This is a genomic window from Streptococcus sp. D2, from assembly GCF_006385825.1.
Lineage (GTDB): Bacteria > Bacillota > Bacilli > Lactobacillales > Streptococcaceae > Streptococcus > Streptococcus shenyangsis.
Genome location: NZ_VFSI01000010.1, coordinates 1 through 22,989, shown reverse-complemented (window position 1 = coordinate 22,989; position 22,989 = coordinate 1). Strand labels below are relative to the sequence as shown.

The window sequence follows — 22,989 nt, the reverse complement described above, 5'->3', positions numbered from 1 at the left end:
TATTGTATCAAGAAATTAGTCTGGAGACAAGATTCTAAAACAAATACTGTCTGGGTATAAAAATCTCATACTCTTCGAAAATCTCTTCAAACTACGTCAGCTTCACCTTGCCGTAGATATCATAGGTATAGGTAACTGACTTCGTCAGTCTTATCTACAACCTCAAGACAGTGTTTTGAGCAACCTGCGGCTATCTTTCTAGTTTGCTATTTGATTTTCATTGAGTATCAAAAGAAAAACTTAGGAAACCAATCCTAAGCTCTCTTTTGAAGTAGGTACATGACAAAGATAGAGGTTACAATCAACCATGATCCTAAAATGGCAAAGACGAGCATGCCATTGTGAGTTAGTAAGCCAATTGCACTTAGAACGAATGGTGTCGTAAAGGCTCCAAAACTACAGCCTAATACAGCAAATGAAGTTGCTTGATTGAGGAGTTTAGCTGGAATTCTTTCAGAGACAAGTTGAAAGACCGTCGTCAAGGCTACACTGTAGGCAAAACCAGCCAGAATGCTTCCTGCCACTACCACCCACAAGGATGGAGAGAGAGCAATCACGATTTGCCCTAAGCCGAAGGCAATACCAGACCAGAGGAGCAGTTTCTCTTTAAAGATAGAAATCAAGAAAGAAAAACTCACACCAGCCACAATCCCGATCAACTGCATGACACTAAGTACAAAACTAGATAACTGTGCATCTCCAAGTCCTCTTTCCACCATCAAACTTGGAATACGGATGGTAATAGCTGTATTGGTACAAACTACAACCGCTGCTTCAATAGCTAGGATAAAAATCAAGCCTTTCATTTCCCTAGTTAAGCGACTTGCTTCCTTCTCCTTTTTCTTGACTTCTTTCTTTTCCTTTCCATAAGGGACAAAGAGCAGATAAAGGGTCAGCACCAAAAATCCAGCACTATAGGCTAAGAAAGTAGCTGTCCAACCAAAGGCCAACAACTGGCCGACTGCCAAGGTAATGAGAGAGGCCCCAACGACCTCTGCAGAACCGCGTAGCCCTAACATCTGAATCCGCGTTTTTCCTTGATAACGTTCACTGATAATAGAAATGGCCTTAGCATTGATCATTCCAACACCTAAACCAAAAAGAATCCGTGTTCCAAAGACAAAGGGGTAGGCTTGATACCAAAAGGGTGCTGTTCCACTCAGTGATAAAATCAGCAAGCCCAAACTAATCTGTAATCGCTCAGGAAATATTTTTTCTAAGAAACCATTTAGTAGTAACATAATCATGATCCCAAAGGATGGCAAGCTCGCCAAGAGCTCAATTTGTTCCTTAGGATAACCTTGATAATAGTCAAACATGGCTGGCAGGGCACTCGAGATGGAAAAGGACGTAATCAAAACGAGGGAGAGAGCCAAAATACTGGCCCGTTCTAAAAATTGTTTCATGAAATCTCTTTCTATATTTTCTCTTAATCTTCTACTCTTTTAAGAATTATAAAGCAAGAAAAGAAGAAGTCCCATTGGTTTGTAGACTCCTTCTTAAACTCGAAAATGAATCCCTTGTATCTTATACTCAATGAAAATCAAAGAGCAAACTAGGAAGCTAGCCGTAGGTTGCTCAAAGCACTACTTTGAGGTTGTAGATAGAACTGACGAAGTCAGCTCAAAACATGGTTTTGAGGTTGTAGATGAAACTGACGAAGTCAGCTCAAAACATAGTTTTGAGGTTGTAGATGAAACTGACGAAGTCAGTAACATATATACGGCAAGGCGAATCTGACGTGGTTTGAATTTTATTTTCAAAGAGTATTAGGATGACCTTCTCTTGATTTGCTTGATAAAGTAGAAGATAAATCCTGCCACCATATAGGCAACAAAGATAATCAGACACCACTTAAACACGACATCCCAACCCTTGTTCACATTCAAAAAGAAGTAAGGGAAAGGACTGACCTTAGAATTAGGAATGTCTAATTTCAGTACCAAGCCATTAAAAAGAGCAAAAATCATATACAGCAAGGGTAAAATCGTCCACACAACTGGATCCCAGATTTTGTATTGACCCTGTTTATCAAAAAAGAGGGTATCTGCTAAAAACCAGAGGGGAACGATATAGTGGCAAAGGAAATTTTCTAGAGTATAAAAATTAGTCGCAATAGGCGCTAAAAGGAAATGGTAAATCACACAGGTAATCATGATACTCATGGTGACTCCACCTTTTAAGCGCAAGAGACTTGACCTTTGCCAGTTTTCACCTAAACGGCTCATAACCTTTAGAAGATAGAGCGTAAAAATCGCTACTAAGAGGTTAGACAGAACCGTATAATAGAGAAGCATCCCAAATCCACCATGCTTGGCAATTTCAAGATAAACTCCCGTAAAAGCCGCTAGAAACAAGAAGATACGGCTATAAAATACAAGTTTATAGTGCTTTGACATGCTTAAATTTTCTTCACAAACTCTGATTTGAGTTTCATTGCACCAAAACCATCAATTTTACAATCAATATTGTGGTCACCTTCCACGATGCGGATATTTTTTACGCGCGTCCCTTGTTTCAAATCTTTTGGCGCACCTTTTACTTTCAAGTCCTTGATGAGGGTTACAGTATCACCGTCAGCCAATTTATTCCCGTTGGCATCGATCGCAACAATACCCTCTTCTACATCTGCAACTTCAGCAGGATTCCACTCATGAGCACACTCTGGGCAAACCAGTAGGGCACCGTCTTCGTAGACATACTCTGAGTTACATTTTGGGCAATTTGGTAAGTTATTCATGGTTTCTCCTTATCATCATTCACTATTCTTTGAAAATCAAAATTTCTCGAACAGCAACTATTATACCCTAAATTCAACATTTTGACAAATTTAGAAAAAAACCGATATCAATCTATCGGCTTTTCTATATTTACATTCTTTTTTCAGCTTCTGCTTTAATTTTTTCAACTACTTCTTGAATGTTCAAACCAGTTGTATCAAGGTAGACAGCGTCCTCAGCTTGTTTGAGAGGCGAAGTCTCACGATGACTATCCTTATAGTCACGCGCAGCAATTTCTTCTTTTAGGGTTTCAAGGTCTGTCTCAATTCCCTTGGCGATATTTTCCCTATAACGACGATCTGCTCTCTCATCGACAGAAGCTACTAGGAAAATTTTCAATTCTGCTTGTGGCAATACAACAGTTCCAATATCACGACCATCCATGACAATCCCACCTTGCTGGGCGATCTCTTGTTGGAGAGAAACTAGTTTCTCACGAACTTCAGGAATTGCCGCAATAGCAGAAACATGGTTGGTCACTTCATTTTCACGGATAGGATGGGTAATATCCACATCCCCTACAAAGACAAGCTGTTCTCCAGTTTCTGAACGCCCAAAGCTGATTGGATGCTGGTCCAATAAGTCTAAGAGTTCTTCAACTTGTTCAACTACTAATTGGTTCCTGAGAGCCATGTAGGTCGCTGCACGATACATAGCACCTGTATCTAGATAGGTGTATCCAAAATCCTTGGCAATAATCTTTGCGACCGTACTCTTGCCACTTGAAGCAGGACCGTCAATAGCAATTTGAATTGTTTTCATATCGGCTCCTATTTTATTTTTATAACATCACCTGGATTAGCAAACCAAGATCCTGTAGCCATATGTCCAGGATTCAAGGCCTCTAACTGAGCAATCGAGATACCTGCACGAGCTGCAATGGCTGCTTCTCCTTCTCCAGCCAAAACTTTTGTAGTTCCTTCTGGATCTGTTGGATGTTCTGAGCTACTAGATGACTCTTCCTTATCCTCTGAACTAGAAGATGCCTGTTCTGAACTACTAGAAGATGAAATCTGTACTACATTTGCATCAGAATCGTGAAAATCTTTTAAAGCTACTGTGCGATTACTCCCACCCGATGACAGATAGATCAGAACAATAATCATCACCACCACAATTACAAAGAAAATACTAGCTAAAATAGTCAAGATACGATTCGCTATAACTCCACCACCCTGTGATTTCGAACGACGGCCTGATCTTGTTTCTTCTTGATTTTCATAAATATCTTCTTGCCACGGTTCTTTTGCCATACCTTACTCCTTGTTTTTTTTGACTTTTCTTATTACAATATAAATATGAAAATCACACTTATACCTGAACGCTGCATTGCCTGTGGGCTTTGCCAAACTTATTCTGATTTATTTGATTACCACGATAATGGAATCGTGCGCTTTTACGATGACCCTGACCAACTAGAAAAAGAAATTTCTCCTAGCCAGGATGTCATAGAAGCTATTAGAAACTGTCCGACACGTGCCTTGATTAAAGATCAACACTAATCTTTCATAGTAAATTGACAAGAACGTTTCACTCTTTCTAGTTTAGCATATTTCCATGTAAAATTATAGTCTTTTCACTTTATTTTTTTCTGTAAAATCAGGAAGGTCACTTTTTTCTTTGATAAGATAAAGTGGTCTTTTTTTAGTCTCTAGATAAATCTTACTGATGTACTTGCCAAGAATCCCAATGGTCAGGAGTTGAATTCCCCCAAGAAAGAGAATGACCGCCATCAGAGAGGTCCAACCTGATGTCGGATTGCCCAAAATAAGAGTCCGAACCACAACAAAAAAGGTCATAAGCAAAGAAATAAAACAAGATAGGAGACCAGCTACGAAGGCTATAATCAAGGGAAAATCTGAAAAATTAACAATCCCTTCAATAGAGTAGAAAAAGAGTTGCCTAAAACTCCAACTGGTCTTGCCAGCCTGCCTTTCGATATTTGGATAGTCCAGATAATGGGTTTTAAAACCGACCCAGGCAAATAGTCCCTTAGAAAAACGATTGGACTCGGTCAAGCTTAAAATGGCATCGACTACAGACCTTCTCATCATGCGAAAATCACGGACACCTGATGGCAGGGCTACTGGGCTGATTTTTTGCATAAGGCGGTAAAAGAGATTAGCACAGAAACTGCGAAAGAAGGGTTCTCCTTCTCGACTGGTTCTCCGTGTTCCAACACAGTCCAAGTCTGCATTTTGGTCTAGTAAAGCTTTCATCTCAAGCAACATACTAGGAGGATCTTGGAGGTCTGCATCCATCACCACCACCAAATCTCCTGTCGCATATTGCAAACCTGCATGGAGGGCTGCTTCTTTTCCAAAATTTCGAGAGAAAGAAATATAATGTACTGCCGGATTTTGTTCCCGATAGGCCTTTAAGAGTTCCAAGGTTCCATCACTTGATCCATCGTCGACAAAGACATACTCGATTTCTGTTTCCAAATCTGGAAGTAAAGCTTCCAAAGCCTGATAAAAAAGAGGAAGTACTTCCTCTTCGTTTAAACAGGGGACAATGATTGACATCACCATCTTAGTCTTCAAATCCATTTGGATGCTTGCTTTGCCAACGCCATGCATCTTCACACATTTGGGTGATGCCGAGTTCTGCTTCCCAGCCCAATTCTGCTTTGGCTTTTGCAGGATCTGAATAGCAGGCTGCGATATCCCCTGGGCGACGGTCTACGATGCGGTAAGGAATTGGACGTCCCACTGCTTTTTCCATATTTTGGATAATTTCAAGAACTGAGTAGCCTTTACCTGTTCCAAGGTTATAAACGTTTAGACCTGAACCTTTTTGGATTTTTTTCAGAGCTGCGACGTGACCTTTAGCCAAATCGACAACGTGGATATAGTCACGAACACCAGTTCCATCTTCCGTATCGTAATCGTCTCCAAACACTTGCACTTGCTCTAATTTCCCAACGGCTACTTGAGTTACATATGGCAAAAGGTTATTTGGAATACCGTTTGGATTTTCTCCCAAATCACCACTCTCATGGGCTCCGATTGGGTTAAAGTAACGAAGTAAGACCACATTCCATTCTGAGTCTGCCTTGTAGATATCCGTCAAAATTTCCTCTAGCATAAGCTTAGTACGGCCGTATGGATTGGTCACTGAAAGTGGGAAATCTTCCAAGATGGGTACTGTGTGCGGATCTCCGTAAACTGTCGCAGAAGAACTGAAAATGATGTTTTTACAGTTGTTTTCTTCCATTACCTTCAAAAGACTAACAGTCCCAGCAATATTGTTGTCATAGTAGGCAAGAGGAATACGGGTAGATTCACCGACAGCCTTCAAGCCAGCGAAGTGAATGACCCCTGTTGGTTCTTCTTGCTTGAAAATATCTCTGAGGGTATCTGTGTCTCGAATATCTGCCTCATAGAAAGGCACTTCAACTCCTGTAATTCTCTCAACAACTTCTAAACTTTTACGATTGCTGTTGACAAGGTTATCCACCACAACAACCTGATGACCTGCTTGGATTAACTCAATAACTGTGTGAGTTCCAATAAAACCTGCCCCACCCGTTACCAAAATCTTTTCTTGCATCTTCTTTCCTCGATTCTCGGATTATTTTTTCTTATTTTACCATTTTTGATAGGGAATGTCATTTGCCATCCTAGAGGGGAGACTAAAATTCCAGTAAAATGCTTATACTCTTCGAAAATCTCTTCAAACCACTTCAATGTCGCCTGCCATAGGTTGGTATGGTTACTGACTTCGTCAGTTCTATCCACAACCTCAAAACAGTGTTTTGAGCTGACTTCACCAGCTCTATCTACAACCTCAAAACAGTGTTTTGAGCAGCCTGCGGCTAGTTTCCTAGTTTGTTCTTTGATTTTCATTGAGTATTATTCGCTTTTTACCCGTTTGACATAGTTTTCAATTGGATAGTTTAGAGGGTCTAAGGTCATCTCCTTGCCTTGGATCAGTTGAGCTAGATGGTAACCAATGATAGGACCAGTTGTGAGGCCTGATGAACCTAGTCCACTAGCAGCATAGACACCTGCCAATTCTGGCACCTGCCCAAAGAAAGGAGAGAAATCACGGGTATAGGCACGGATTCCCACACGCTCAGCTCTTGAAGTCGCTTTAGATAAAACTGGATAATGGGGCAAGGCTGCCTCCTCCATTTGTTTGAGTAAGGTTTCATCTACCGTCAAATCAAATCCCATATCATTTTCATGGGTAGCACCTAAGGACAATTTCCCACCTGCAAAAGGAATCAAATCCCATTCCCCTTCTGGCATAACAACAGGGTAAGTTTCCATGTCTTGGGCAAGTTGATAATCTCGGAGTTGCCCCTTTTGGGGACGAACATCTACTTCATAACCTAAAGGCTCTAACAGGTGTCCCAACCAAGCTCCCGTCGCCAAAATAACCTGATCAAACACCTCTTCACCAATCTGGTAACCTGATGCTAAAGGTGTTAGAGTTACTTTTTCTTTGACTAGCTTGACCTGACTGGCTTCTAGCAAACGAGTCACTAAGAGTTGACCATCTACTCTCGCTCCACCAGAAGCATAGAGCAAGCGATCAAATCCCTTCAAACCTGGGAATAATTCATTAGCTGATGCTTGGTCTAGAATGGCTAATTGCCCTATTAAAGGAGATTCTTCCCTGCGCTGGAGGGCCAGTTGATAGAGTTCTTCCAACTTGGACTCATTCTTCTTCAAGAGAAAGACTCCCGAACGCTGGTAAAAGTCAATTTCTTGTCCTGATTTCTCTAAATCAGCTAATAAATCCACGTAAAAGTCAGCCCCCAAGCGCGCCATCTTGTACCAGGCTTTATTGCGACGTTTGGAAAACCAAGGACTGATAATTCCTGCTGCTGCCTTGGTAGCCTGACCCTGTCCATGGTCAAAGACGGTTACCTCTAGGTCACTTTCTTTAGAGAGGTAGTAGGCTACTGTTGCTCCCACAATTCCTGCTCCGATAATGGCAACTTTTTTCATTGTTTTCACTTTCTAACTAGATATGGTGGAAAGGATTGGTCGATACTTGACTAGGTACAATATCGATAGTCCAGCCCTTTTCCTCTTTCCATTGATTAAGAAGCTCTGCAATTTTTTCCACAAAAAGCACTTCGATATAGTGACCTGGGTCCAATGCTAGCAAGCCATGAGACAGCATATCCTGAGCAGTATGATAATATATATCGCCAGTAATGTAGACATCTGCCCCCTTTGCTAAAGCATCCTTATAGAAAGACTGCCCGCTTCCACCACAAATTGCCACTCTTGAAATAGGCTTCTGCAAATCATTCCCTTGATAATGCACCAATCGAAGGCTATCTAAACCAAAGACTTGCTTGACATTCTGGGCCAATTCCCCAAAGGTCTGAGGTTGAACATTCCCAATACGTCCAATTCCACGTTCAGGGCCTGTCTCCTGCAGATAAATCGTCTCCTCGATTCCTAGCATCTGGCAGAACCAGTCATTGAGACCATTTTCAACGATGTCAATATTGGTATGGCTGACATAAACTGCGATATCATGCTTGATGAGATCAATGTAAATCTGATTTTGTGGACGGCTAGCTACCAAGTCTTTGATAGGACGGAAAATCGGCGCGTGCTTGACGATAATCAAATTCACACCCTTTTCAATAGCTTCAGCCACCGTTTCTTCACGAATATCCAGAGCAACCATGACCCTTTGGATATCCTTGTCCAAAGTTCCAATTTGCAGACCACGACTGTCTCCCTCCATGGAGAATTCCTGAGGGCAAAAGGCTTCATATGCGTTAATTACTTCACTTGCTAGCATGGAGAACCTCCTTGATGGCTTGAATCTTATCTACTAGAACTTGACGTTCTTCCAAATTTTTTTCAGGGATTTGTCCGAGGGCAAACTCTAGCTTCTCAGCTTCTTTTTGCCATTTTTGGACAAATACTGAACTGATATCTTTAGACAAGATAGGTCCAAAGCGAACATCACTGGCTGATAACTTCATTTGTCCCGCTTCCACCACCAAAATCTCATAAAACTTACCAGCTTCTTCTAGGATGCTTTCAGCTACAATCTGAAATCCGTTCTCTTGTAACCAGATACGCAAATCGTCTTCACGATTATTGGGCTGGAGAATCAGACGTTCTACATTAGCTAACTTATCCAAGCCTTCTTCCAATATCCTAGCAATCAAACGACCACCCATACCAGCAATGGTGATTACAGACACTTGGTCTGCCTCTTCAAAAGCTGCCAAGCCATTGGCTAAACGAACCTGGATTTTCTCCTTTAGGCCGTGAGCCTCAACATTTTTGACTGCAGATTGGTAGGGACCTTCCACCACCTCACCTGCAATGGCACTTTCGATTTTTCCTCTTTCGACTAAATCGATAGGCAAATAAGCATGGTCACTCCCCACATCTAGCAAAATGGCTCCCTGTGGCACAAAGGAAGCCACTAATTCTAATCTCTTTGAAATCATATTCTCTCACTTTCCAAAACTCTATTACCTCTTATTATACCACATTTCAGCTAGCTATCTTGCACCTAAAAAGACCACAATCCACAGATTGCAGCCTTTCTTTATTTTCTGGCTTGATAGCGACTAGTCAGGATGAAAAGCACGGTAAAGACCAACATCATGACACCATAAACAGGTAATGTTTGTCCTGTTAAGGTTGAAATTTCAAGCAGTTTTTGAATTCTTGGGAAGAGAGCTGTGGCTAGGAAGCCTCCTACTGACCAAACAATCAAGAGGACACGCCATAGGGTAAATGGCATGCAGGCTCTAAATACGGATAAGAAACCAATTGACCCAAGCAGATAATAGAGTAGAGTTGAGATTTCTATTTCAGACCAGCCTTGACTCGCTCCAAAAATTTTAACAAAAAGAACACTAAACACGACCATGAGTGCGCTTGGTAAGGCACGGAGCATGGATCTTCTGAGGAAGTTTGGCTCGACAGGTTTGATATTTCGCTCAAAAGTCAGAACGAATGGTGGGAAACCTTCCACAAACTGGTCAATCATGGTAATCTGGATTGGAATGAAGGGGAAAATCAAGATCCACTCAGATCGACCTAGTAAAGCACTGACGATACAGATAACTGCGAGCAAGAAAGAATAGATGGTCTTTATCAAGAAAATCGGGGCGATGTGGGCAATGTTATTGACCACACGACGACCTTCAAAGAGAATCTCAGGAACATCATTAAAGTCTGAGTTCAAGAGAACCAAATTGGCAATCTGACGAGTCGCTGGATCCCCTTCCGCCATTACGATGGAACAATCCGCCTCACGAAGGGCCAAGATATCATTAACTCCATCCCCTGTCATAGCTGTTGTATGACCCGCTTTTTTCAGCGTTTGGATAATGAGTTTCTTTTGATGTGGGGAAACACGTCCGAAAATAGCTGTCTCCTCAGCCATAGCAATCAATTCCTCATCCGTGATTTTTGAGCAATCGACATAGCTGTGATAGTCCGCAAAACCAGCCTTCTGGGCAATGCTGGATACCGTAACTGGATTGTCACCAGAGATAATCTTGAGGCCCACTTCCTGAGAACGAAGATAGTCCAGCGTCTCTGCTGCTCCCTCTCGAATGGGGTCCAGGATTTCCAGCAAGGCTAGAGCCTGAATATCCGATGGTTTATGCGGCTTGTGATGGTCTAATTTCTCCTGACTGAGAGCTAAGACCAAGACACGTGAACCTCTCTCCAAGGCCACTCTGGCTTCTGGTACCTCAGAATCCAGCAACATCTCAGGTGCCCCTAAGAAAACTGTTCCCAAACCTTCTAACTCCATGGCTCCCCACTTGCGGTCGCTTGAGAAAGGAAGGTTAGAGAGCATAGGATAGGCTACTTGACCTTGGAAACGCTGGCGAATGGCTTGGGCTGTTGGATTTTTATCCTCACTATGGGCTATGTAGCTGGTCAGGATGCTGGCAATAGCCTCTTCACCATAAGTTTCCGTCAGTGGAAGAACGGCCTCCACCTGCATCTTTCCTTGGGTGATGGTACCCGTCTTGTCCAAACAGAGCATATCCACGCGCGCCAAGGTCTCAACAGAATACATCTCCTGCACCAAGACCTTTTTCAAGCCCAACTTAATCACCGCTGTCAAGAGCGAAGTGATGGTCAAAAGGGCGATTCCCTTGGGTAACATTCCCAGTAGGGCTGTCGATGAATTTACAACGGATGACTTGAGAGGCAGTCCTTTTAAAAGCAAGGCTTCTAGCAAGAGAGCCAGACCAAAAGGAATGATAATCTTTCCAGTAAAACCTGCTAACTTGTCCAGCGATTTCATGATACGAGAGTTGATTGGTTTCACAGTCTTAGCCTCAAGCATGAGTTTGGCAGCATAGTTGTCTGCACCGACATGGTGAACTTGAGCTAAAACTGACCCACTGGCTAGGAAACTTCCTGACAAAAGCAAAGCATCAACTTCCTTTTGCACCAAATCACTTTCCCCCGTTAACATGGCTTCATTGACTTCCGAAAAGCCTTCCAAAACCAAGGCATCACTGGGAATCTGCTCTCCAGCAGACAGACGAATGACATCTCCTAGCACCAATTCTTCAGGATTCAGAGCCACTTCTTGGCCATCCCGAATAGTCTTGACTTTTTCCTTGGTCATAAGATTGAGCTTGTCCACCATGTGTTTGGCCCGTAGCTCGGTCACAATTCCAGAAAAAGCGTTAAAGCAGATAACAGCAAAGAAGACCAAATTGCTCCAAGCCTGCACAAAGGCTAGGGCCAAAGCAATGGCAAAGTTCAAAGCGTTAAAAAGGGTAAAGACATTTCGTTTGATGATTTGCCAAGTGCTGGTACTGGCCGATGCGGTAAAATCATTGACCAAACCCTTAGCCTGTCTTTCCTTGACTTCTCTTTGGGTTAATCCCATAATCTTATTTTTATCCATAAATTCTATCATATCATTTTTTCTAAAAGAATTCTAATTTCATCCTAAATATGTACCTGGTCAAGGGAAAAGTTTGCCAGCCCTCCTTTGATAAGGTATAATAATAACAAGAAAATAATCGAAGGAGATCGCATGTTCTATACTTATTTACGTGGATTAGTTGTCTTACTCCTATGGTCCATCAATGGCAATGCTCACTATCATAATACCGATAAAATTCCTAATCAAGATGAAAATTATATTTTGGTTGCGCCTCACCGTACCTGGTGGGATCCTGTTTACATGGCCTTTGCGACCAAGCCGAAACAGTTTATCTTTATGGCCAAAAAAGAGCTCTTTACCAACCGTATCTTTGGCTGGTGGATTCGTATGTGTGGCGCCTTTCCTATCGACCGTGAAAATCCTAGCGCTTCTGCCATCAAATACCCTATCAACGTCCTTAAAAAAAGTGATCGCTCCCTCATCATGTTTCCAAGTGGGAGCCGTCACTCAAACGATGTCAAGGGTGGCGTAGCTCTGATTGCCAAAATGGCCAAGGTCCGTATCATGCCGGTTACCTACACAGGTCCCATGACTTTGAAGGGCTTAGTTAGCCGCGAGCGTGTCGATATGAACTTTGGAAATCCAATAGATATCTCAGATATCAAGAAAATGAATGATGAAGGCATTGAAACAGTCGCCAATCGAATCCAAACAGAATTCCAACGTCTGGACCAAGAAACGAAACAATGGCACAATGATAAAAAACCAAACCCACTATGGTGGTTTATCCGCATCCCTGCCCTCATCCTTGCCATTATCCTCGCTATCCTAACCATCATCTTTAGCTTCATCGCAAGCTTCATCTGGAATCCAGATAAGAAGAGAGAGTCTCTTGGTTAAAAAATACAACAATCCCTTGGCAAAAGCCAAGGGATAACTCTTTTATTCAATTTTCCATTTTTGGGCCAACCAGTTGGAAAAGGCTAGAAATCGCTCAGCTACTTGTTCATGGTGTCCATAAGGATCAAAAACAAACTGGCCGTTCGGATAACGTTGCTGAAGACTGGTATGAATCTGCTCAGCATAGGCTGGTGCTTGAGCCAAGCGATTAGTATGGTGTGCTCCTTCTGTTTGACCATTCTGTAAATACAGCAAACAGTCCAAATTTTTCACCTTTTCTTCCCTACAGTAAGTCACAAAATCAGGATACCAAAAGGAACCGCAGATGGAGAAGACACAGGAAACCTTGTCAAAGCTGAAAAGACTGTAGACTGCCGCCAAACCACCTAGTGAGTAGCCTCCATAAGCAAGGCGAGTTTCGTCCAGGCGATAAAGCGACTGCAACTTGTCTAAAAGACCTCCAAATAAATGATCATGATAGACCTTGGCCTGACCTCCAAAATCTGGATCTCCATCTCTCAGAGCAGATGACTTCCAGGGCGTGTAGTCATCTAGGCGATTTTTAGAGATCAAGCCCACTAAAATCACAGATTCGGAAAGAGACGATAGAAAATCCAAGTTCCCATCATTCAATAAAATAGCTGGATAGGTTTGATTGGGGTCGTAGTTAGAAGGAAGGCTGATTTTAACTTGAATTTCTTCCCAATCAAACTCATTATTTATTGATAAAGTCATTGATTTTCTCAAGGGAATCAATCACTGCTGGACCATAATCCATCAACTCATCGTAAGAGATGGTCATTATTTTTTGATTCTTAACAGCAGTAACGCTTTCCAAAACAGCATTTGCCTTCATCAACTCTACTGCTTTTTCATCCAATTTTTTATTGCGATCGCTGGTTACATAGATAATCAATTCAGGATCCATTGATACGAGATTTTCCAAGGTCAAGCCTGATGTCCCCGTAGCAACGTTTGTATAACCAAGTTGGTTCAGCAAACTTTCTTGCAAAGCAGACTTGTAGGCACCGAAGGTTTCATCATTATAAGCAACCATAATCAAAGCCTTTTTCTTTTCACCTTGACTTGCTGGGTTTGCTTTCTTAACAGCGTCAATTTTAGTTTGTAATTGGGCTGCGTATTCATTAGCCTTATCCTGAACATTAAAAATCATTCCAAGATTTTTAACATCTTCTACAATATTTCCCAAATCTTGCTGAATCGTTGAGAGAGAAGCTTTTTGCGTATAAACTGGGATTTTGTTTTCATTCCAAGTGCTAACTGTCCCCAAGGATTTTTCAGAAAACATCATGTTTCGACCCATCACAGCGTCTGGCTCATAAGAAAGAACTGTCTCTTGTGAGACTGTTTTTTTATCGCCAATTTGAGGAATAGTCGCAATCGCGTCCTTATATTTATCTGTTACAGCATTGTCAGGGTTGAGCATGCCAGCAATTTTATCCTTCAAGCCTAGCTCCAATAAGATTTCAGTGGTTGAAAGATTGTTTGTAATAACTTTTTCAGGTGTCTTGTCAAAAACTTGTTCGACTTCATTTCCTTTAGCATCATAAGTTTTGATAGTTAGCGGATAAGTCGTCTCTGCGTTAGCCTTTTGACTTGTTTCTGTGCTAGATTGTGTGGTAGCTTTTTCTGTAGTAGTGTTACCACAAGCTGCCAAAGTTAAGGTAGCTACTGTTACCAGTAAAATGCTTAGTGTTTTTTTCATCTTATTTTCCTTTTCATTTTTATAAATAGTGAATCATGGCTTGCTGATCCTCGGTCCAAGTCACCTGACTTTGAACTCCATATACAGTTTGCAATGACTCAGGGGTGATGGTCTCCTTTGGAGTACCTTGGTACAGGATTTCCCCCTCTTTCATCAGATAGAGATAATCCGAATAGCGACAAGCAAGTTGAATATCATGTAGGACAGCTAAAACATTGACCTTGAGATTCTTCACAATGGCTAACAAGTCTAGCTGATACTTGATATCTAGGTGATTGCTTGGTTCGTCCAGGAGCAAGAGAGTCGGTTCTTGTGCCAAGGCGCGGGCTAATAAGACTCGTTGTTTCTCTCCCCCTGACAGAGACGAATAGAGACGAGTTTTCTTCTCGAGCATATCTACCTTGACGAGAGCATCTTGAACGAGCGCATAATCCCTTTCCTTTTCCTTCTGTAAAAAAGAGAGATGGGGCGTTCTTCCCAGCAAGACGATTTCCTCAACTGTACAATCAAACTGCAATTGATTAAACTGGGTGACGACCGCCATTTGCTTGGCTGTTTCTTTGAGCGTCCATTGTTCCAGAGGCTTTCCATCTAGGCTTATCAAGCCTTTGTCCGCCTTTTCCTGACGATAGAGGAGTTTAAGTAGACTGGTTTTCCCGCTTCCATTTGGTCCTAATATCGTGTGAAATTGATTCCCTTCAACCTTAAGAGAGACTCCTTTGAGGATTTTTTTCTCTCCTAGTCCAAAGTGGATATCCTGACAAATCAAGTCCATATCAGACCCTCACCTCCCTTCGCCTACCTCCAACAATGTAAATAAAGAAGGGAGCACCTACTAAGGCTGTGAAAATACCAATAGGAAGCTCTGCGTTTGGAATGATGATACGAGAGAGTACGTCTGCCCAGATGACAAAGAGGGCACCCAGCAAGGTTGCAACGGGAAAAAGCCTCTTGTAATTCGTTCCTACTAACCCTCGAGCTAAATGTGGAGTAATCAGACCGACAAATCCAATAATTCCACAGGTTGCCACTAAGACTGCTGTCAGCACAGCCACCATTGTCACATAAAGATACCAATAAAAGCGTAAGGGAATCCCCAAAGTTAAAGCAGCCTCATCTCCCATCATCATCGCATTGAAAACACGATACTGGGTAGAGAAAAATAGAAAGGCTATTCCTACCACTATAGTTGGCAGGACCAAGTCAGACCAGGAAGTCCCAGCGAGCGAGCCCATGGTCCAAAACTTAATGGTCATCACACTATCCGCATTAGCTCCAACTGAGATAATAAAGTTGGAAAAAGCCAGAAAGAGAGCGTTGACCACCGTTCCCGATAAGATTAGACTAGAAGTCGTCATCCTTCCCTGCATAGAGGCAATGATGAGGACAGCAATTGTTGCCAAAGTAGCGCCAAGAAAAGCTCCAAGGCTAATCATCACTTTTAAACCAAGAATGATGCTCAAGGTTGCCCCTAGAGTTGCACCCGCAGATATTCCTAAGACATAAGGCTCTGCGATGGGATTGTTCACTGTAGACTGCATCACGCTACCACACATAGAAAGACCAGCCCCCACTATCAAACCTAACAATACTCGGGGGAATCTCATGTTCCATACAATGGCAAGAGTAGACTTGGAAACCTCTCCTATCTCAAGAGGAAATCCCAACCTGCTCAAAACAATCCGATAGGTATCTCCTAGATCAATCGCAACAGATCCCATTGAAACTGCTAGAAAGAGAGAAATCCCTAAAATACCTAGCAAAACAACTAAAAGTAACACAAATTGCTGGTCTTGTCGGCTTCCAGAAAATTTGGAAAGCATGCAAACCTCCTTTGATAGAATCTTAAAAATTTAGAAAATTCTCATGAAAAGTATACCATATTTTCAACAATGGAACAAGATGAGAACAAATGAATATAGTTGGTTTTATAGTGCTAGGAACCGTAAGTAAAGATAATACTTGAGTATATCGAGGTAAGGTGACAACGTAAAAAGCCCTCTGAAAATCAGAGAGCTGATTTGAGCTCGGGCTAAAATCCTAGTGAAACAAAAAAATCTACACGGTCAGAAAAGTCTCTATCGTGCCATTTTCATACATGATGTATAGTCCAAGTAGAATGAATACTAAGGGCACAATGATTCGCTCGTATTTTTCAATTGTCTCGAATATTAACGGAATAGAGGATAACACCCGACTAATCTCGCATAAGATAATTATGCCGATTACAAACACAAGCAAGGCCACGAGGGTCTGTGACCAATCTAACGAAGCAAAATAAGGTATATAGATACCTAAATTATCTCCGCCAGACGCAATTGTCAGCAATGTAACTGTCCAAAACAGTTGATTTGCCTTGCTTTGTTCTAATCTTTCAATAATTTCTTCCTCTTCTTCCTCACCTTCTCCAACAATTGCAAAGCGAATCCCTAAATAGATAGGGATTAAACCAAGCAATCCAACCATCCATTCTTCAGGCACGAAATTAACGACATAAGCAGCAACTAAACTCGCCCCTACAAGTAAGCCTGTGCCTAGATATTGCCCCGCATAAATATGCCATTTTTGTTTATTCTGTGATAGCTGTGCAAATAAAATAATTAAATAATCGATACTGGTAGAAATATAAACACCAATAGCAGATATGATTGTCTGTACCATAAAAAAACTCCTGTATTAGTCAGTAATAAATCAGCAGATTTTAGGAGAGCACAGACACATTAATTTAGCTATCGCTAGTGGGTAATGTCGAACGTAGGAAAGCATTTTACTCCTCCTCAAAATGTAGTTACAAAGTAATTTCTAACTGGAATTCAGTGACTACTTCCATGTAAAGTATAACATACTTTACTTTACTTCGTAAAGTGTGGGCTCTCCGAGTAGCTGCGCACCTTCATGGTGTCATTAGCTGATACCATTTGAGGTTTTTGTAGTCTCCAAAATTGTGACCGATAAAACTGAATCCACTCCGTCTTGATTAGCGTGCCTGTTTTTGTAGTCTCCAAAATTGTGACCGATAAAACCTAAATAAAAAAGTCCTCTGAAGTCCGAGAGCTAATTTGAGATTGGGATAAAATCCTAGTGAAAAAGATGAAACTCCTTGCACTCATCGAACACGGTGTCCTTTCCCTATTTTCATACGGATTTCTTACGCCCTTAGCATCATGATTCCTACTGGATAAAACGTTTTAGATTAGGCGGTAAGCCGAAGATTGTACAAAATTTTTAGTGAAACAAAAAAATCTCCCCCAAGGGAGAAGATCTGGTTTATTTTACCTTACAGTGCTAGGAACCGTAACCAAAGATAATACTTGAGCATACCAAGGTAAGGTGACAACGTAAAAAGCCCTCTGAAAATCAGAGAGCTGATTTGAGATTGGGATAAAATCCATACAAAAAAGCTACCCAATTTAGAGTAGCTTCATTATCAAGATATGCTCAACAGAACACGGCCTAAGCACTTGGCAAAAAAGATAAAATTTCCTAGAAACTAAAGTTTCTTCGTCAATTTTCCTATTTTTGCTTTGTGCTTTTGACGGCCTTTGTATCTTGAATTAACGACGAAGTCCTAGAGAGTTGATTAACTCACGGTAACGGTTAACGTCGTTTTTACGCAAGTATGCAAGCAAGTTACGACGGCGACCGATTTTTTTCATCAATCCACGGTAAGTAGCGTGGTCTTTTTTGTGTTGTTTGATGTGTTCGTTAAGGTGGTTGATTTCCCAAGTAAGGACAGCAACTTGAACCTCTACTGAACCTGTATCACCTTCGTGACGTGCATATTGTGCGATGATTTCATTTTTTTTCTCTTTTGAGATTGCCATGATGTTTCTCCTTTTTATTTGGCTTCATCCGAGTGACAGGTTGGCATGCCTGTAACCAAGAAGAAGTTATTTGTCTTTACGACAATCCCTATTCTACCAATAACTAACTTCTTTGTCAACAGATTTACTTTCTTGTTTTAAACATGCTATAATAATCATAGCAAGAAATCCAAGTTGTCTGTTTTTTAAAACGAGGTGATTATCATGCGTAGATTCTATTCCCATCTCCCCTACTATCTGGTCATATTTTTCTTTTATTGGCCACTTTATCAGTTGTTATCACTAATTATTTCTGACCCCCTTTTGCTCAAGGGACTCTATATAAACAATCTTCTCTTCTTTACACCTCTGGTAATCTTGATTGTATCGCTACTCTATAGCTATCGTCTCCGTTTCTCACTTTGGTGGTTAATTGGTAACGGACTGCTCTTTTGCTTTACTATCATAACCTTTGGTGAATTTATCTGGTTTTACTTTTTAGCCTATGAAATCTTTGCTCTGGTGGGCATGGCTTCCGGTATTGGTATCAAGTATATTCTACAAAAAATGAAAAACAAAAAACTTTCACAAAATCCTTGAAAAATCTCACAATCATGCTATAATAATCCATAGAGACAAGTCACTTAGTCCCTTTCTACTAGAGAGTGCGTGGTTGCTGGAAACGCATAGGAAGCCTAAACTGATACTACTCTTGAGTTTTTTATGAAAACATAAAACGGTGGCCACGTTAGAGCCAATCAGAGGTGTCCCTCTTTTTTGAGGAACATAAATGAAGGTGGAACCACGTTGCGACGTCCTTTCGAGGATGTCGCTTTTTGTTTTTCTAGCTTTCACAGTCCTCTGTCCCTGTTTTCAGAATAGGGTTAACACATTCGTCAATAATATAAGTAAGGAGAACATCATGATTAACATTACTTTCCCAGATGGCGCTGTTCGTGAATTCGAATCTGGCGTTACAACTTTTGAAATTGCCCAATCTATCAGCAATTCCCTAGCAAAAAAAGCCTTGGCTGGTAAATTTAACGGCAAACTCATCGACACTACTCGTGCTATCACTGAAGATGGAAGCATCGAAATTGTGACACCTGACCACGAAGATGCCCTTCCAATCTTGCGTCACTCAGCCGCTCACTTGTTTGCCCAAGCAGCTCGTCGTCTTTTCCCAGACATTCACTTGGGTGTTGGTCCAGCCATCGAGGACGGCTTCTACTACGATACTGACAACACAGCTGGTCAAATCTCTAACGAAGACCTTCCTCGTATCGAAGAAGAAATGCAAAAAATTGTCAAAGAAAACTTCCCATCAATCCGTGAAGAAGTGACTAAAGACGAGGCACGTGAAATCTTTAAAAACGACCCTTACAAGTTGGAATTGATTGAAGAACACTCAGAAGACGAAGGCGGTTTGACTATCTATCGTCAGGGTGAATATGTAGACCTTTGCCGTGGCCCACACGTCCCTTCAACAGGCCGTATCCAAATCTTCCACCTTCTCCATGTAGCAGGTGCTTACTGGCGTGGAAATAGCGACAACGCTATGATGCAACGTATCTATGGTACAGCTTGGTTTGACAAGAAAGACTTGAAAAACTACCTTCAAATGCGTGAAGAAGCCAAAGAACGTGACCACCGTAAACTTGGTAAAGAGCTTGACCTCTTCATGATTTCTCAAGAAGTTGGACAAGGACTTCCATTCTGGTTGCCAAATGGTGCAACTATCCGTCGTGAATTGGAACGCTATATCGTAGACAAAGAGTTGGCTTCTGGCTACCAACACGTCTATACTCCACCACTTGCTTCTGTTGAACTTTACAAGACTTCTGGTCACTGGGATCATTACCAAGAAGATATGTTCCCAACTATGGACATGGGTGACGGGGAAGAATTTGTCCTTCGTCCAATGAACTGTCCGCACCACATCCAAGTCTTCAAACACCATGTTCATTCTTACCGTGAGTTGCCAATCCGTATTGCTGAAATCGGTATGATGCACCGTTATGAAAAATCTGGTGCCCTCACTGGTCTTCAACGTGTACGTGAAATGTCACTCAACGACGGTCACCTCTTTGTGACTCCAGAACAAATCCAAGAAGAATTCCAGCGTGCCCTTCAGTTGATTATCGATGTTTATGAAGATTTCAACTTGACTGAATACCGCTTCCGCCTCTCTCTTCGTGACCCTCAAGATACTCACAAGTACTTTGACAACGATGAGATGTGGGAAAATGCTCAAACCATGCTTCGTGCAGCCCTTGATGAAATGGGCGTGGACTACTTTGAAGCCGAAGGTGAAGCAGCCTTCTACGGACCAAAATTGGATATTCAAGTTAAGACCGCTCTTGGAAAAGAAGAAACTCTTTCTACTATCCAACTTGACTTCTTGCTTCCAGAACGCTTCGACCTTAAATATATCGGAGCTGATGGTGAAGAGCACCGTCCAGTTATGATCCACCGTGGAGTTATCTCAACTATGGAACGCTTCACAGCTATCTTGATTGAGAACTACAAGGGTGCCTTCCCAACATGGCTAGCACCTCACCAAGTAACTCTCATCCCAGTATCTAACGAAAAACACGTGGACTACGCATGGGAAGTAGCTAAAAAACTCCGTGACCGTGGTGTCCGTGCAGATGTAGATGAGCGCAATGAAAAAATGCAGTTCAAGATCCGTGCGTCACAAACAAGCAAGATTCCTTACCAATTGATCGTTGGGGACAAGGAAATGGAAGACGGAACTGTTAACGTTCGTCGCTATGGCCAAAAAGAAACACAAACTGTCTCAGTTGATGACTTTGTTCAAGCTATCCTAGCTGATATCGCCAACAAATCACGCGTTGAGAAATAAGAGATAAAATCCTAGCTACCTAAAAAGCAACAACTGAAACAGCTGTTGCTTTTTATATTTTTACTCAATGAAAATCAAAAAGCAAACTAGGAAGCTAGCCGCAAGCTGTACTTGAGTACGGTAAGGCGACGCTGACGTGGTTTGAATTTGATTTTCGAAGAGTATTATTTAATCCGAGCTAGTAGTGATTGACCAAACCACCACACAAGATTTACTTTCATGAGTTAGATAAAGTCAGTATCCTCAATCCTTGTCTGCTTCATTTTCTTTTACGAGATCTTTTTGTGAATCCTTTTCAGAGAGTTTTTGATCGATATACTTGTTAATGGTTTCATAAAATTCCTTGGTCGAATCACTGTCTAATTTTGTCGAATTATGAACTTGATTGACTTTCAATTGAACAGATTGAATACCGTAAGAGGCTTGTTTTTGGTGGAGCGTTTCTAATTCTTCTTCTGAAATCGGATCTCCAACAACCGTCAAGACCAATTCATTGTTCCTTGACTTGTAGACTTGATTAATGACCGTATGATTGGCGAACTCTTTTCCTACAAACTGTTTGATTCCTTCTTTTCGCGCTTGTTCTATTGTCAGAGTAACTGCCGAATAGCTAGCTGGAAGAATCAACAATACAATCAAAGAAATCAAGCCAATTCTCATTTTAATGCTCAGCTCTTTAAATGAAGTTAAAGGAGATTTTCTCATCAAAATTCTTGTTCCAACAATGTTGGCTAGCATGATAAAGACACAGTTGATCAAGAAAAGATAGAGAGCCCCCAATAAAAATCGTACATTCCCATTAGCTAAACCATAGCCAGCAGTACAGATAGGCGGCATCAAAGCTGTAGCAATGGCTACTCCTGGCACGATATTGTTTGCTTCTTTTTTCCTTGACTCAATTACACCTGCTATCCCACCAGCAATAGCAATGAGAACATCCCAAATGGTTGGAGAGGTTCGTGCAATCAACTCGCTACTTGCATAAGATAAGGGGGAAATCCAGAAATACAAAGTCGAGACAAGCAAACTGACCAATATTTGAGTAAATAAAACCTCTAAAGATTGCTTGATTAAACGCGTATCAAAAATAGCTAAACCAAATCCGAGTCCAACAATCGATGTCATAAGAGGGGAAATCAGCATGGCTCCAATAATGACAGCTGTTGAATTCATATTTAAACCTATAGAGGCAATAAAAATCGCACACATCAAAATCACTGTATCTCTTAATCGAACATGAAGATCATCATATAATTTCTCACGGTATTCCCGTGTTGAATAATTGGCAGTCATTTGTCCTCTCCTCTTTCCTTATTTAAATCGGTATAATAATTAATAATAACAGCTGATAAACAGCCAAAAAATATGAGCCCATAAATCGTCAAGAAGACACTGGTAATCCTTCCAATCAAGGTCACAGCTAGGAGATCCCCGTAGCCGACAGTCGTCGAAGTCACAAAAGCATACCAAAGACCGTCTCCGTAATTTGTGATAGCAGGTTCAACTAGGAAAAGCACGCCTCCTGACCCAAAAACAAAGGTCACAAAACTCAGAGCAAACCGAGTAAAACCCGTAACCTGTATAATATGCCATAACATTTTTAAACGTCTCATTTGTTCTCCTTATTCATACTAGCTCCTGACCGAGCCGTTTTTTCCAATAATCAAAGTGAAGATAGGACATGATCTCCATCAGAGAAAGATAGACAAACTGATAGATCTGATTTAAGCTGATTATCAACTGATATTGTTTGAAAAATGACTGGAAGAAAGACCAGATATGACTGTCTTGAATCAGTCCCTTCTTAACATTATATCAAAAATTTTACAGTCTTTCTCTGAAGAAATCAATTAATTTAAAAGATAGAGAAAGGAAGAAATTTTTGTATCCTTATCCGAAGAAGAAAAACGATATCAGAAGAACCTTGATACTGAACTGCACCCCAAAAGTTAGACAGAAAAAATCTAACTTTTGGGGTGTTTTTATTATGAAATTAACTTATGATGATAAAGTTCAGATCTATGAACTTAGAAAACAAGGATATAGCTTAGAGAAGCT

General features: G+C 41.3%; 25 protein-coding genes and 2 pseudogenes. 7 read left to right on the top strand and 20 right to left on the bottom strand.

Going from position 1 to position 22,989, the window contains the following annotated elements:
* Nucleotides 1-254 precede the first annotated feature (254 nt).
* Nucleotides 255-1,406, bottom strand: coding sequence for an MFS transporter (locus tag FJR73_RS07040; RefSeq protein ID WP_140834105.1), 1,152 nt, complete (start codon nt 1,404-1,406; stop codon nt 255-257).
* A gap of 130 nt (nt 1,407-1,536) precedes the next feature.
* On the opposite strand from FJR73_RS07040, the gene FJR73_RS10420 reads away from it, so the two are divergent.
* On the top strand, nt 1,537-1,740 hold the full coding sequence (locus FJR73_RS10420; protein ID WP_140834103.1) for a hypothetical protein: 204 nt from the start codon (nt 1,537-1,539) through the stop codon (nt 1,738-1,740).
* A gap of 29 nt (nt 1,741-1,769) precedes the next feature.
* Here the strand turns inward: FJR73_RS10420 and FJR73_RS07025 are convergent, their stop codons facing one another.
* The 4 genes from FJR73_RS07025 to FJR73_RS07010 form a co-directional block, all read right to left on the bottom strand.
* Nucleotides 1,770-2,399 (bottom strand): Pr6Pr family membrane protein, encoded by a 630-nt coding sequence (locus tag FJR73_RS07025; protein ID WP_140834101.1) that lies wholly within the window; start codon nt 2,397-2,399, stop codon nt 1,770-1,772.
* Nucleotides 2,400-2,401: 2 nt separating this feature from the next.
* Nucleotides 2,402-2,740: a zinc ribbon domain-containing protein YjdM gene (locus tag FJR73_RS07020; RefSeq protein ID WP_001061582.1), complete on the bottom strand. Its 339-nt coding sequence runs from the start codon at nt 2,738-2,740 to the stop codon at nt 2,402-2,404.
* A 130-nt stretch (nt 2,741-2,870) separates the two neighbouring features.
* Nucleotides 2,871-3,542: a (d)CMP kinase gene (gene cmk, locus FJR73_RS07015; protein ID WP_140834099.1), complete on the bottom strand. Its 672-nt coding sequence runs from the start codon at nt 3,540-3,542 to the stop codon at nt 2,871-2,873.
* An 8-nt stretch (nt 3,543-3,550) separates the two neighbouring features.
* A complete protein-coding gene (locus FJR73_RS07010) occupies nt 3,551-4,033 on the bottom strand; it encodes an SAG1386/EF1546 family surface-associated protein (protein WP_181146618.1) in 483 nt (160 codons plus the stop codon).
* A gap of 45 nt (nt 4,034-4,078) precedes the next feature.
* Between FJR73_RS07010 and FJR73_RS07005 the strand changes: the two genes are divergently transcribed.
* The gene (locus FJR73_RS07005) at nt 4,079-4,282 is read left to right on the top strand and encodes a ferredoxin (RefSeq protein ID WP_181146617.1); all 204 of its coding nucleotides are present in this window, start codon (nt 4,079-4,081) and stop codon (nt 4,280-4,282) included.
* Between the two features lie 63 nt (nt 4,283-4,345).
* On the opposite strand, the gene FJR73_RS07000 is transcribed toward FJR73_RS07005, so the two are convergent.
* The 7 genes from FJR73_RS07000 to FJR73_RS06970 all read right to left on the bottom strand — a co-directional run bounded on the left by FJR73_RS07000 (nt 4,346) and on the right by FJR73_RS06970 (nt 11,654).
* Complete coding sequence (locus tag FJR73_RS07000) at nt 4,346-5,311, bottom strand: glycosyltransferase family 2 protein (protein ID WP_140834097.1); 966 nt, start codon at nt 5,309-5,311, stop codon at nt 4,346-4,348.
* Between the two features lies 1 nt (nt 5,312).
* Nucleotides 5,313-6,332: a UDP-glucose 4-epimerase GalE gene (gene galE, locus FJR73_RS06995; RefSeq protein WP_024057477.1), complete on the bottom strand. Its 1,020-nt coding sequence runs from the start codon at nt 6,330-6,332 to the stop codon at nt 5,313-5,315.
* A complete protein-coding gene (locus FJR73_RS10415; protein WP_235888723.1) occupies nt 6,311-6,628 on the bottom strand; it encodes a hypothetical protein in 318 nt (105 codons plus the stop codon). Before FJR73_RS10415 ends, galE begins: the two co-directional genes overlap by 22 nt.
* A gap of 6 nt (nt 6,629-6,634) precedes the next feature.
* Nucleotides 6,635-7,738: an FAD-binding oxidoreductase gene (locus FJR73_RS06985; RefSeq protein ID WP_181146616.1), complete on the bottom strand. Its 1,104-nt coding sequence runs from the start codon at nt 7,736-7,738 to the stop codon at nt 6,635-6,637.
* Nucleotides 7,739-7,754: 16 nt separating this feature from the next.
* Nucleotides 7,755-8,552: a Nif3-like dinuclear metal center hexameric protein gene (locus tag FJR73_RS06980; protein ID WP_140834092.1), complete on the bottom strand. Its 798-nt coding sequence runs from the start codon at nt 8,550-8,552 to the stop codon at nt 7,755-7,757.
* Entirely contained in the window at nt 8,539-9,216 is a 678-nt protein-coding gene (locus tag FJR73_RS06975; RefSeq protein WP_140834090.1) for a tRNA (adenine(22)-N(1))-methyltransferase TrmK, read from the bottom strand. The genes FJR73_RS06980 and FJR73_RS06975 overlap by 14 nt, the downstream gene beginning before the upstream one ends.
* A gap of 101 nt (nt 9,217-9,317) precedes the next feature.
* Nucleotides 9,318-11,654 (bottom strand): cation-translocating P-type ATPase, encoded by a 2,337-nt coding sequence (locus FJR73_RS06970; RefSeq protein ID WP_140834088.1) that lies wholly within the window; start codon nt 11,652-11,654, stop codon nt 9,318-9,320.
* Between the two features lie 132 nt (nt 11,655-11,786).
* Between FJR73_RS06970 and FJR73_RS06965 the strand changes: the two genes are divergently transcribed.
* Complete coding sequence (locus FJR73_RS06965) at nt 11,787-12,536, top strand: 1-acyl-sn-glycerol-3-phosphate acyltransferase (RefSeq protein ID WP_140834086.1); 750 nt, start codon at nt 11,787-11,789, stop codon at nt 12,534-12,536.
* Nucleotides 12,537-12,578: 42 nt separating this feature from the next.
* Here the strand turns inward: FJR73_RS06965 and FJR73_RS06960 are convergent, their stop codons facing one another.
* From FJR73_RS06960 to rpsO, 6 genes are all read right to left on the bottom strand, one after another.
* Complete coding sequence (locus FJR73_RS06960; protein ID WP_140834084.1) at nt 12,579-13,271, bottom strand: alpha/beta hydrolase; 693 nt, start codon at nt 13,269-13,271, stop codon at nt 12,579-12,581.
* On the bottom strand, nt 13,252-14,262 hold the full coding sequence (locus FJR73_RS06955) for an ABC transporter substrate-binding protein (protein WP_140834082.1): 1,011 nt from the start codon (nt 14,260-14,262) through the stop codon (nt 13,252-13,254). Before FJR73_RS06955 ends, FJR73_RS06960 begins: the two co-directional genes overlap by 20 nt.
* Nucleotides 14,263-14,281: 19 nt before the next feature.
* Nucleotides 14,282-15,037: an ABC transporter ATP-binding protein gene (locus tag FJR73_RS06950; protein ID WP_061759448.1), complete on the bottom strand. Its 756-nt coding sequence runs from the start codon at nt 15,035-15,037 to the stop codon at nt 14,282-14,284.
* Nucleotide 15,038: 1 nt separating this feature from the next.
* Nucleotides 15,039-16,085, bottom strand: coding sequence for an iron ABC transporter permease (locus FJR73_RS06945; RefSeq protein ID WP_061759447.1), 1,047 nt, complete (start codon nt 16,083-16,085; stop codon nt 15,039-15,041).
* A 235-nt stretch (nt 16,086-16,320) separates the two neighbouring features.
* Nucleotides 16,321-16,923: a CadD family cadmium resistance transporter gene (locus FJR73_RS06940; protein WP_140834080.1), complete on the bottom strand. Its 603-nt coding sequence runs from the start codon at nt 16,921-16,923 to the stop codon at nt 16,321-16,323.
* A gap of 893 nt (nt 16,924-17,816) precedes the next feature.
* Entirely contained in the window at nt 17,817-18,086 is a 270-nt protein-coding gene (rpsO, locus tag FJR73_RS06935) for a 30S ribosomal protein S15 (RefSeq protein ID WP_001018251.1), read from the bottom strand.
* A 204-nt stretch (nt 18,087-18,290) separates the two neighbouring features.
* On the opposite strand from rpsO, the gene FJR73_RS10410 reads away from it, so the two are divergent.
* The 3 genes and pseudogenes from FJR73_RS10410 to thrS all read left to right on the top strand — a co-directional run bounded on the left by FJR73_RS10410 (nt 18,291) and on the right by thrS (nt 20,931).
* Nucleotides 18,291-18,665, top strand: coding sequence for a hypothetical protein (locus tag FJR73_RS10410; protein WP_235888724.1), 375 nt, complete (start codon nt 18,291-18,293; stop codon nt 18,663-18,665).
* Between the two features lie 73 nt (nt 18,666-18,738).
* Nucleotides 18,739-18,947 (top strand): annotated as a pseudogene (locus FJR73_RS10545) (hypothetical protein).
* Nucleotides 18,948-18,987: 40 nt separating this feature from the next.
* Nucleotides 18,988-20,931, top strand: coding sequence for a threonine--tRNA ligase (thrS, locus tag FJR73_RS06915; protein ID WP_000608345.1), 1,944 nt, complete (start codon nt 18,988-18,990; stop codon nt 20,929-20,931).
* Nucleotides 20,932-21,174: 243 nt separating this feature from the next.
* On the opposite strand, the gene FJR73_RS06905 is transcribed toward thrS, so the two are convergent.
* Together FJR73_RS06905 and FJR73_RS06900 are read right to left on the bottom strand one after the other, a co-directional pair.
* Nucleotides 21,175-22,224 carry a DUF389 domain-containing protein gene (locus FJR73_RS06905; protein WP_140834078.1) on the bottom strand — a complete coding sequence of 350 codons (1,050 nt, stop codon included), beginning with the start codon at nt 22,222-22,224 and terminating at the stop codon, nt 21,175-21,177.
* A complete protein-coding gene (locus tag FJR73_RS06900; protein WP_001253404.1) occupies nt 22,221-22,544 on the bottom strand; it encodes a potassium channel family protein in 324 nt (107 codons plus the stop codon). Before FJR73_RS06900 ends, FJR73_RS06905 begins: the two co-directional genes overlap by 4 nt.
* A gap of 374 nt (nt 22,545-22,918) precedes the next feature.
* Here FJR73_RS06900 and FJR73_RS06895 point away from each other — a divergent pair.
* Nucleotides 22,919-22,989 (top strand): annotated as a pseudogene (locus tag FJR73_RS06895) (transposase); the annotation flags it as partial.

What these genes read in the sequence shown, in the direction of transcription:
- FJR73_RS07040 (WP_140834105.1), bottom strand. Translation starts at nt 1,406, where the DNA reads ATGAAACAATTTTTAGAACGGGCCAGTATTTTGGCTCTCTCCCTCGTT.
- FJR73_RS10420 (WP_140834103.1), top strand. Translation starts at nt 1,537, where the DNA reads ATGAAAATCAAAGAGCAAACTAGGAAGCTAGCCGTAGGTTGCTCAAAG.
- FJR73_RS07025 (WP_140834101.1), bottom strand. Translation starts at nt 2,399, where the DNA reads ATGTCAAAGCACTATAAACTTGTATTTTATAGCCGTATCTTCTTGTTT.
- FJR73_RS07020 (WP_001061582.1), bottom strand. Translation starts at nt 2,740, where the DNA reads ATGAATAACTTACCAAATTGCCCAAAATGTAACTCAGAGTATGTCTAC.
- cmk (WP_140834099.1), bottom strand. Translation starts at nt 3,542, where the DNA reads ATGAAAACAATTCAAATTGCTATTGACGGTCCTGCTTCAAGTGGCAAG.
- FJR73_RS07010 (WP_181146618.1), bottom strand. Translation starts at nt 4,033, where the DNA reads ATGGCAAAAGAACCGTGGCAAGAAGATATTTATGAAAATCAAGAAGAA.
- FJR73_RS07005 (WP_181146617.1), top strand. Translation starts at nt 4,079, where the DNA reads ATGAAAATCACACTTATACCTGAACGCTGCATTGCCTGTGGGCTTTGC.
- FJR73_RS07000 (WP_140834097.1), bottom strand. Translation starts at nt 5,311, where the DNA reads ATGGTGATGTCAATCATTGTCCCCTGTTTAAACGAAGAGGAAGTACTT.
- galE (WP_024057477.1), bottom strand. Translation starts at nt 6,332, where the DNA reads ATGCAAGAAAAGATTTTGGTAACGGGTGGGGCAGGTTTTATTGGAACT.
- FJR73_RS10415 (WP_235888723.1), bottom strand. Translation starts at nt 6,628, where the DNA reads ATGAAAATCAAAGAACAAACTAGGAAACTAGCCGCAGGCTGCTCAAAA.
- FJR73_RS06985 (WP_181146616.1), bottom strand. Translation starts at nt 7,738, where the DNA reads ATGAAAAAAGTTGCCATTATCGGAGCAGGAATTGTGGGAGCAACAGTA.
- FJR73_RS06980 (WP_140834092.1), bottom strand. Translation starts at nt 8,552, where the DNA reads ATGCTAGCAAGTGAAGTAATTAACGCATATGAAGCCTTTTGCCCTCAG.
- FJR73_RS06975 (WP_140834090.1), bottom strand. Translation starts at nt 9,216, where the DNA reads ATGATTTCAAAGAGATTAGAATTAGTGGCTTCCTTTGTGCCACAGGGA.
- FJR73_RS06970 (WP_140834088.1), bottom strand. Translation starts at nt 11,654, where the DNA reads ATGGATAAAAATAAGATTATGGGATTAACCCAAAGAGAAGTCAAGGAA.
- FJR73_RS06965 (WP_140834086.1), top strand. Translation starts at nt 11,787, where the DNA reads ATGTTCTATACTTATTTACGTGGATTAGTTGTCTTACTCCTATGGTCC.
- FJR73_RS06960 (WP_140834084.1), bottom strand. Translation starts at nt 13,271, where the DNA reads ATGACTTTATCAATAAATAATGAGTTTGATTGGGAAGAAATTCAAGTT.
- FJR73_RS06955 (WP_140834082.1), bottom strand. Translation starts at nt 14,262, where the DNA reads ATGAAAAAAACACTAAGCATTTTACTGGTAACAGTAGCTACCTTAACT.
- FJR73_RS06950 (WP_061759448.1), bottom strand. Translation starts at nt 15,037, where the DNA reads ATGGACTTGATTTGTCAGGATATCCACTTTGGACTAGGAGAGAAAAAA.
- FJR73_RS06945 (WP_061759447.1), bottom strand. Translation starts at nt 16,085, where the DNA reads ATGCTTTCCAAATTTTCTGGAAGCCGACAAGACCAGCAATTTGTGTTA.
- FJR73_RS06940 (WP_140834080.1), bottom strand. Translation starts at nt 16,923, where the DNA reads ATGGTACAGACAATCATATCTGCTATTGGTGTTTATATTTCTACCAGT.
- rpsO (WP_001018251.1), bottom strand. Translation starts at nt 18,086, where the DNA reads ATGGCAATCTCAAAAGAGAAAAAAAATGAAATCATCGCACAATATGCA.
- FJR73_RS10410 (WP_235888724.1), top strand. Translation starts at nt 18,291, where the DNA reads ATGCGTAGATTCTATTCCCATCTCCCCTACTATCTGGTCATATTTTTC.
- thrS (WP_000608345.1), top strand. Translation starts at nt 18,988, where the DNA reads ATGATTAACATTACTTTCCCAGATGGCGCTGTTCGTGAATTCGAATCT.
- FJR73_RS06905 (WP_140834078.1), bottom strand. Translation starts at nt 22,224, where the DNA reads ATGACTGCCAATTATTCAACACGGGAATACCGTGAGAAATTATATGAT.
- FJR73_RS06900 (WP_001253404.1), bottom strand. Translation starts at nt 22,544, where the DNA reads ATGAGACGTTTAAAAATGTTATGGCATATTATACAGGTTACGGGTTTT.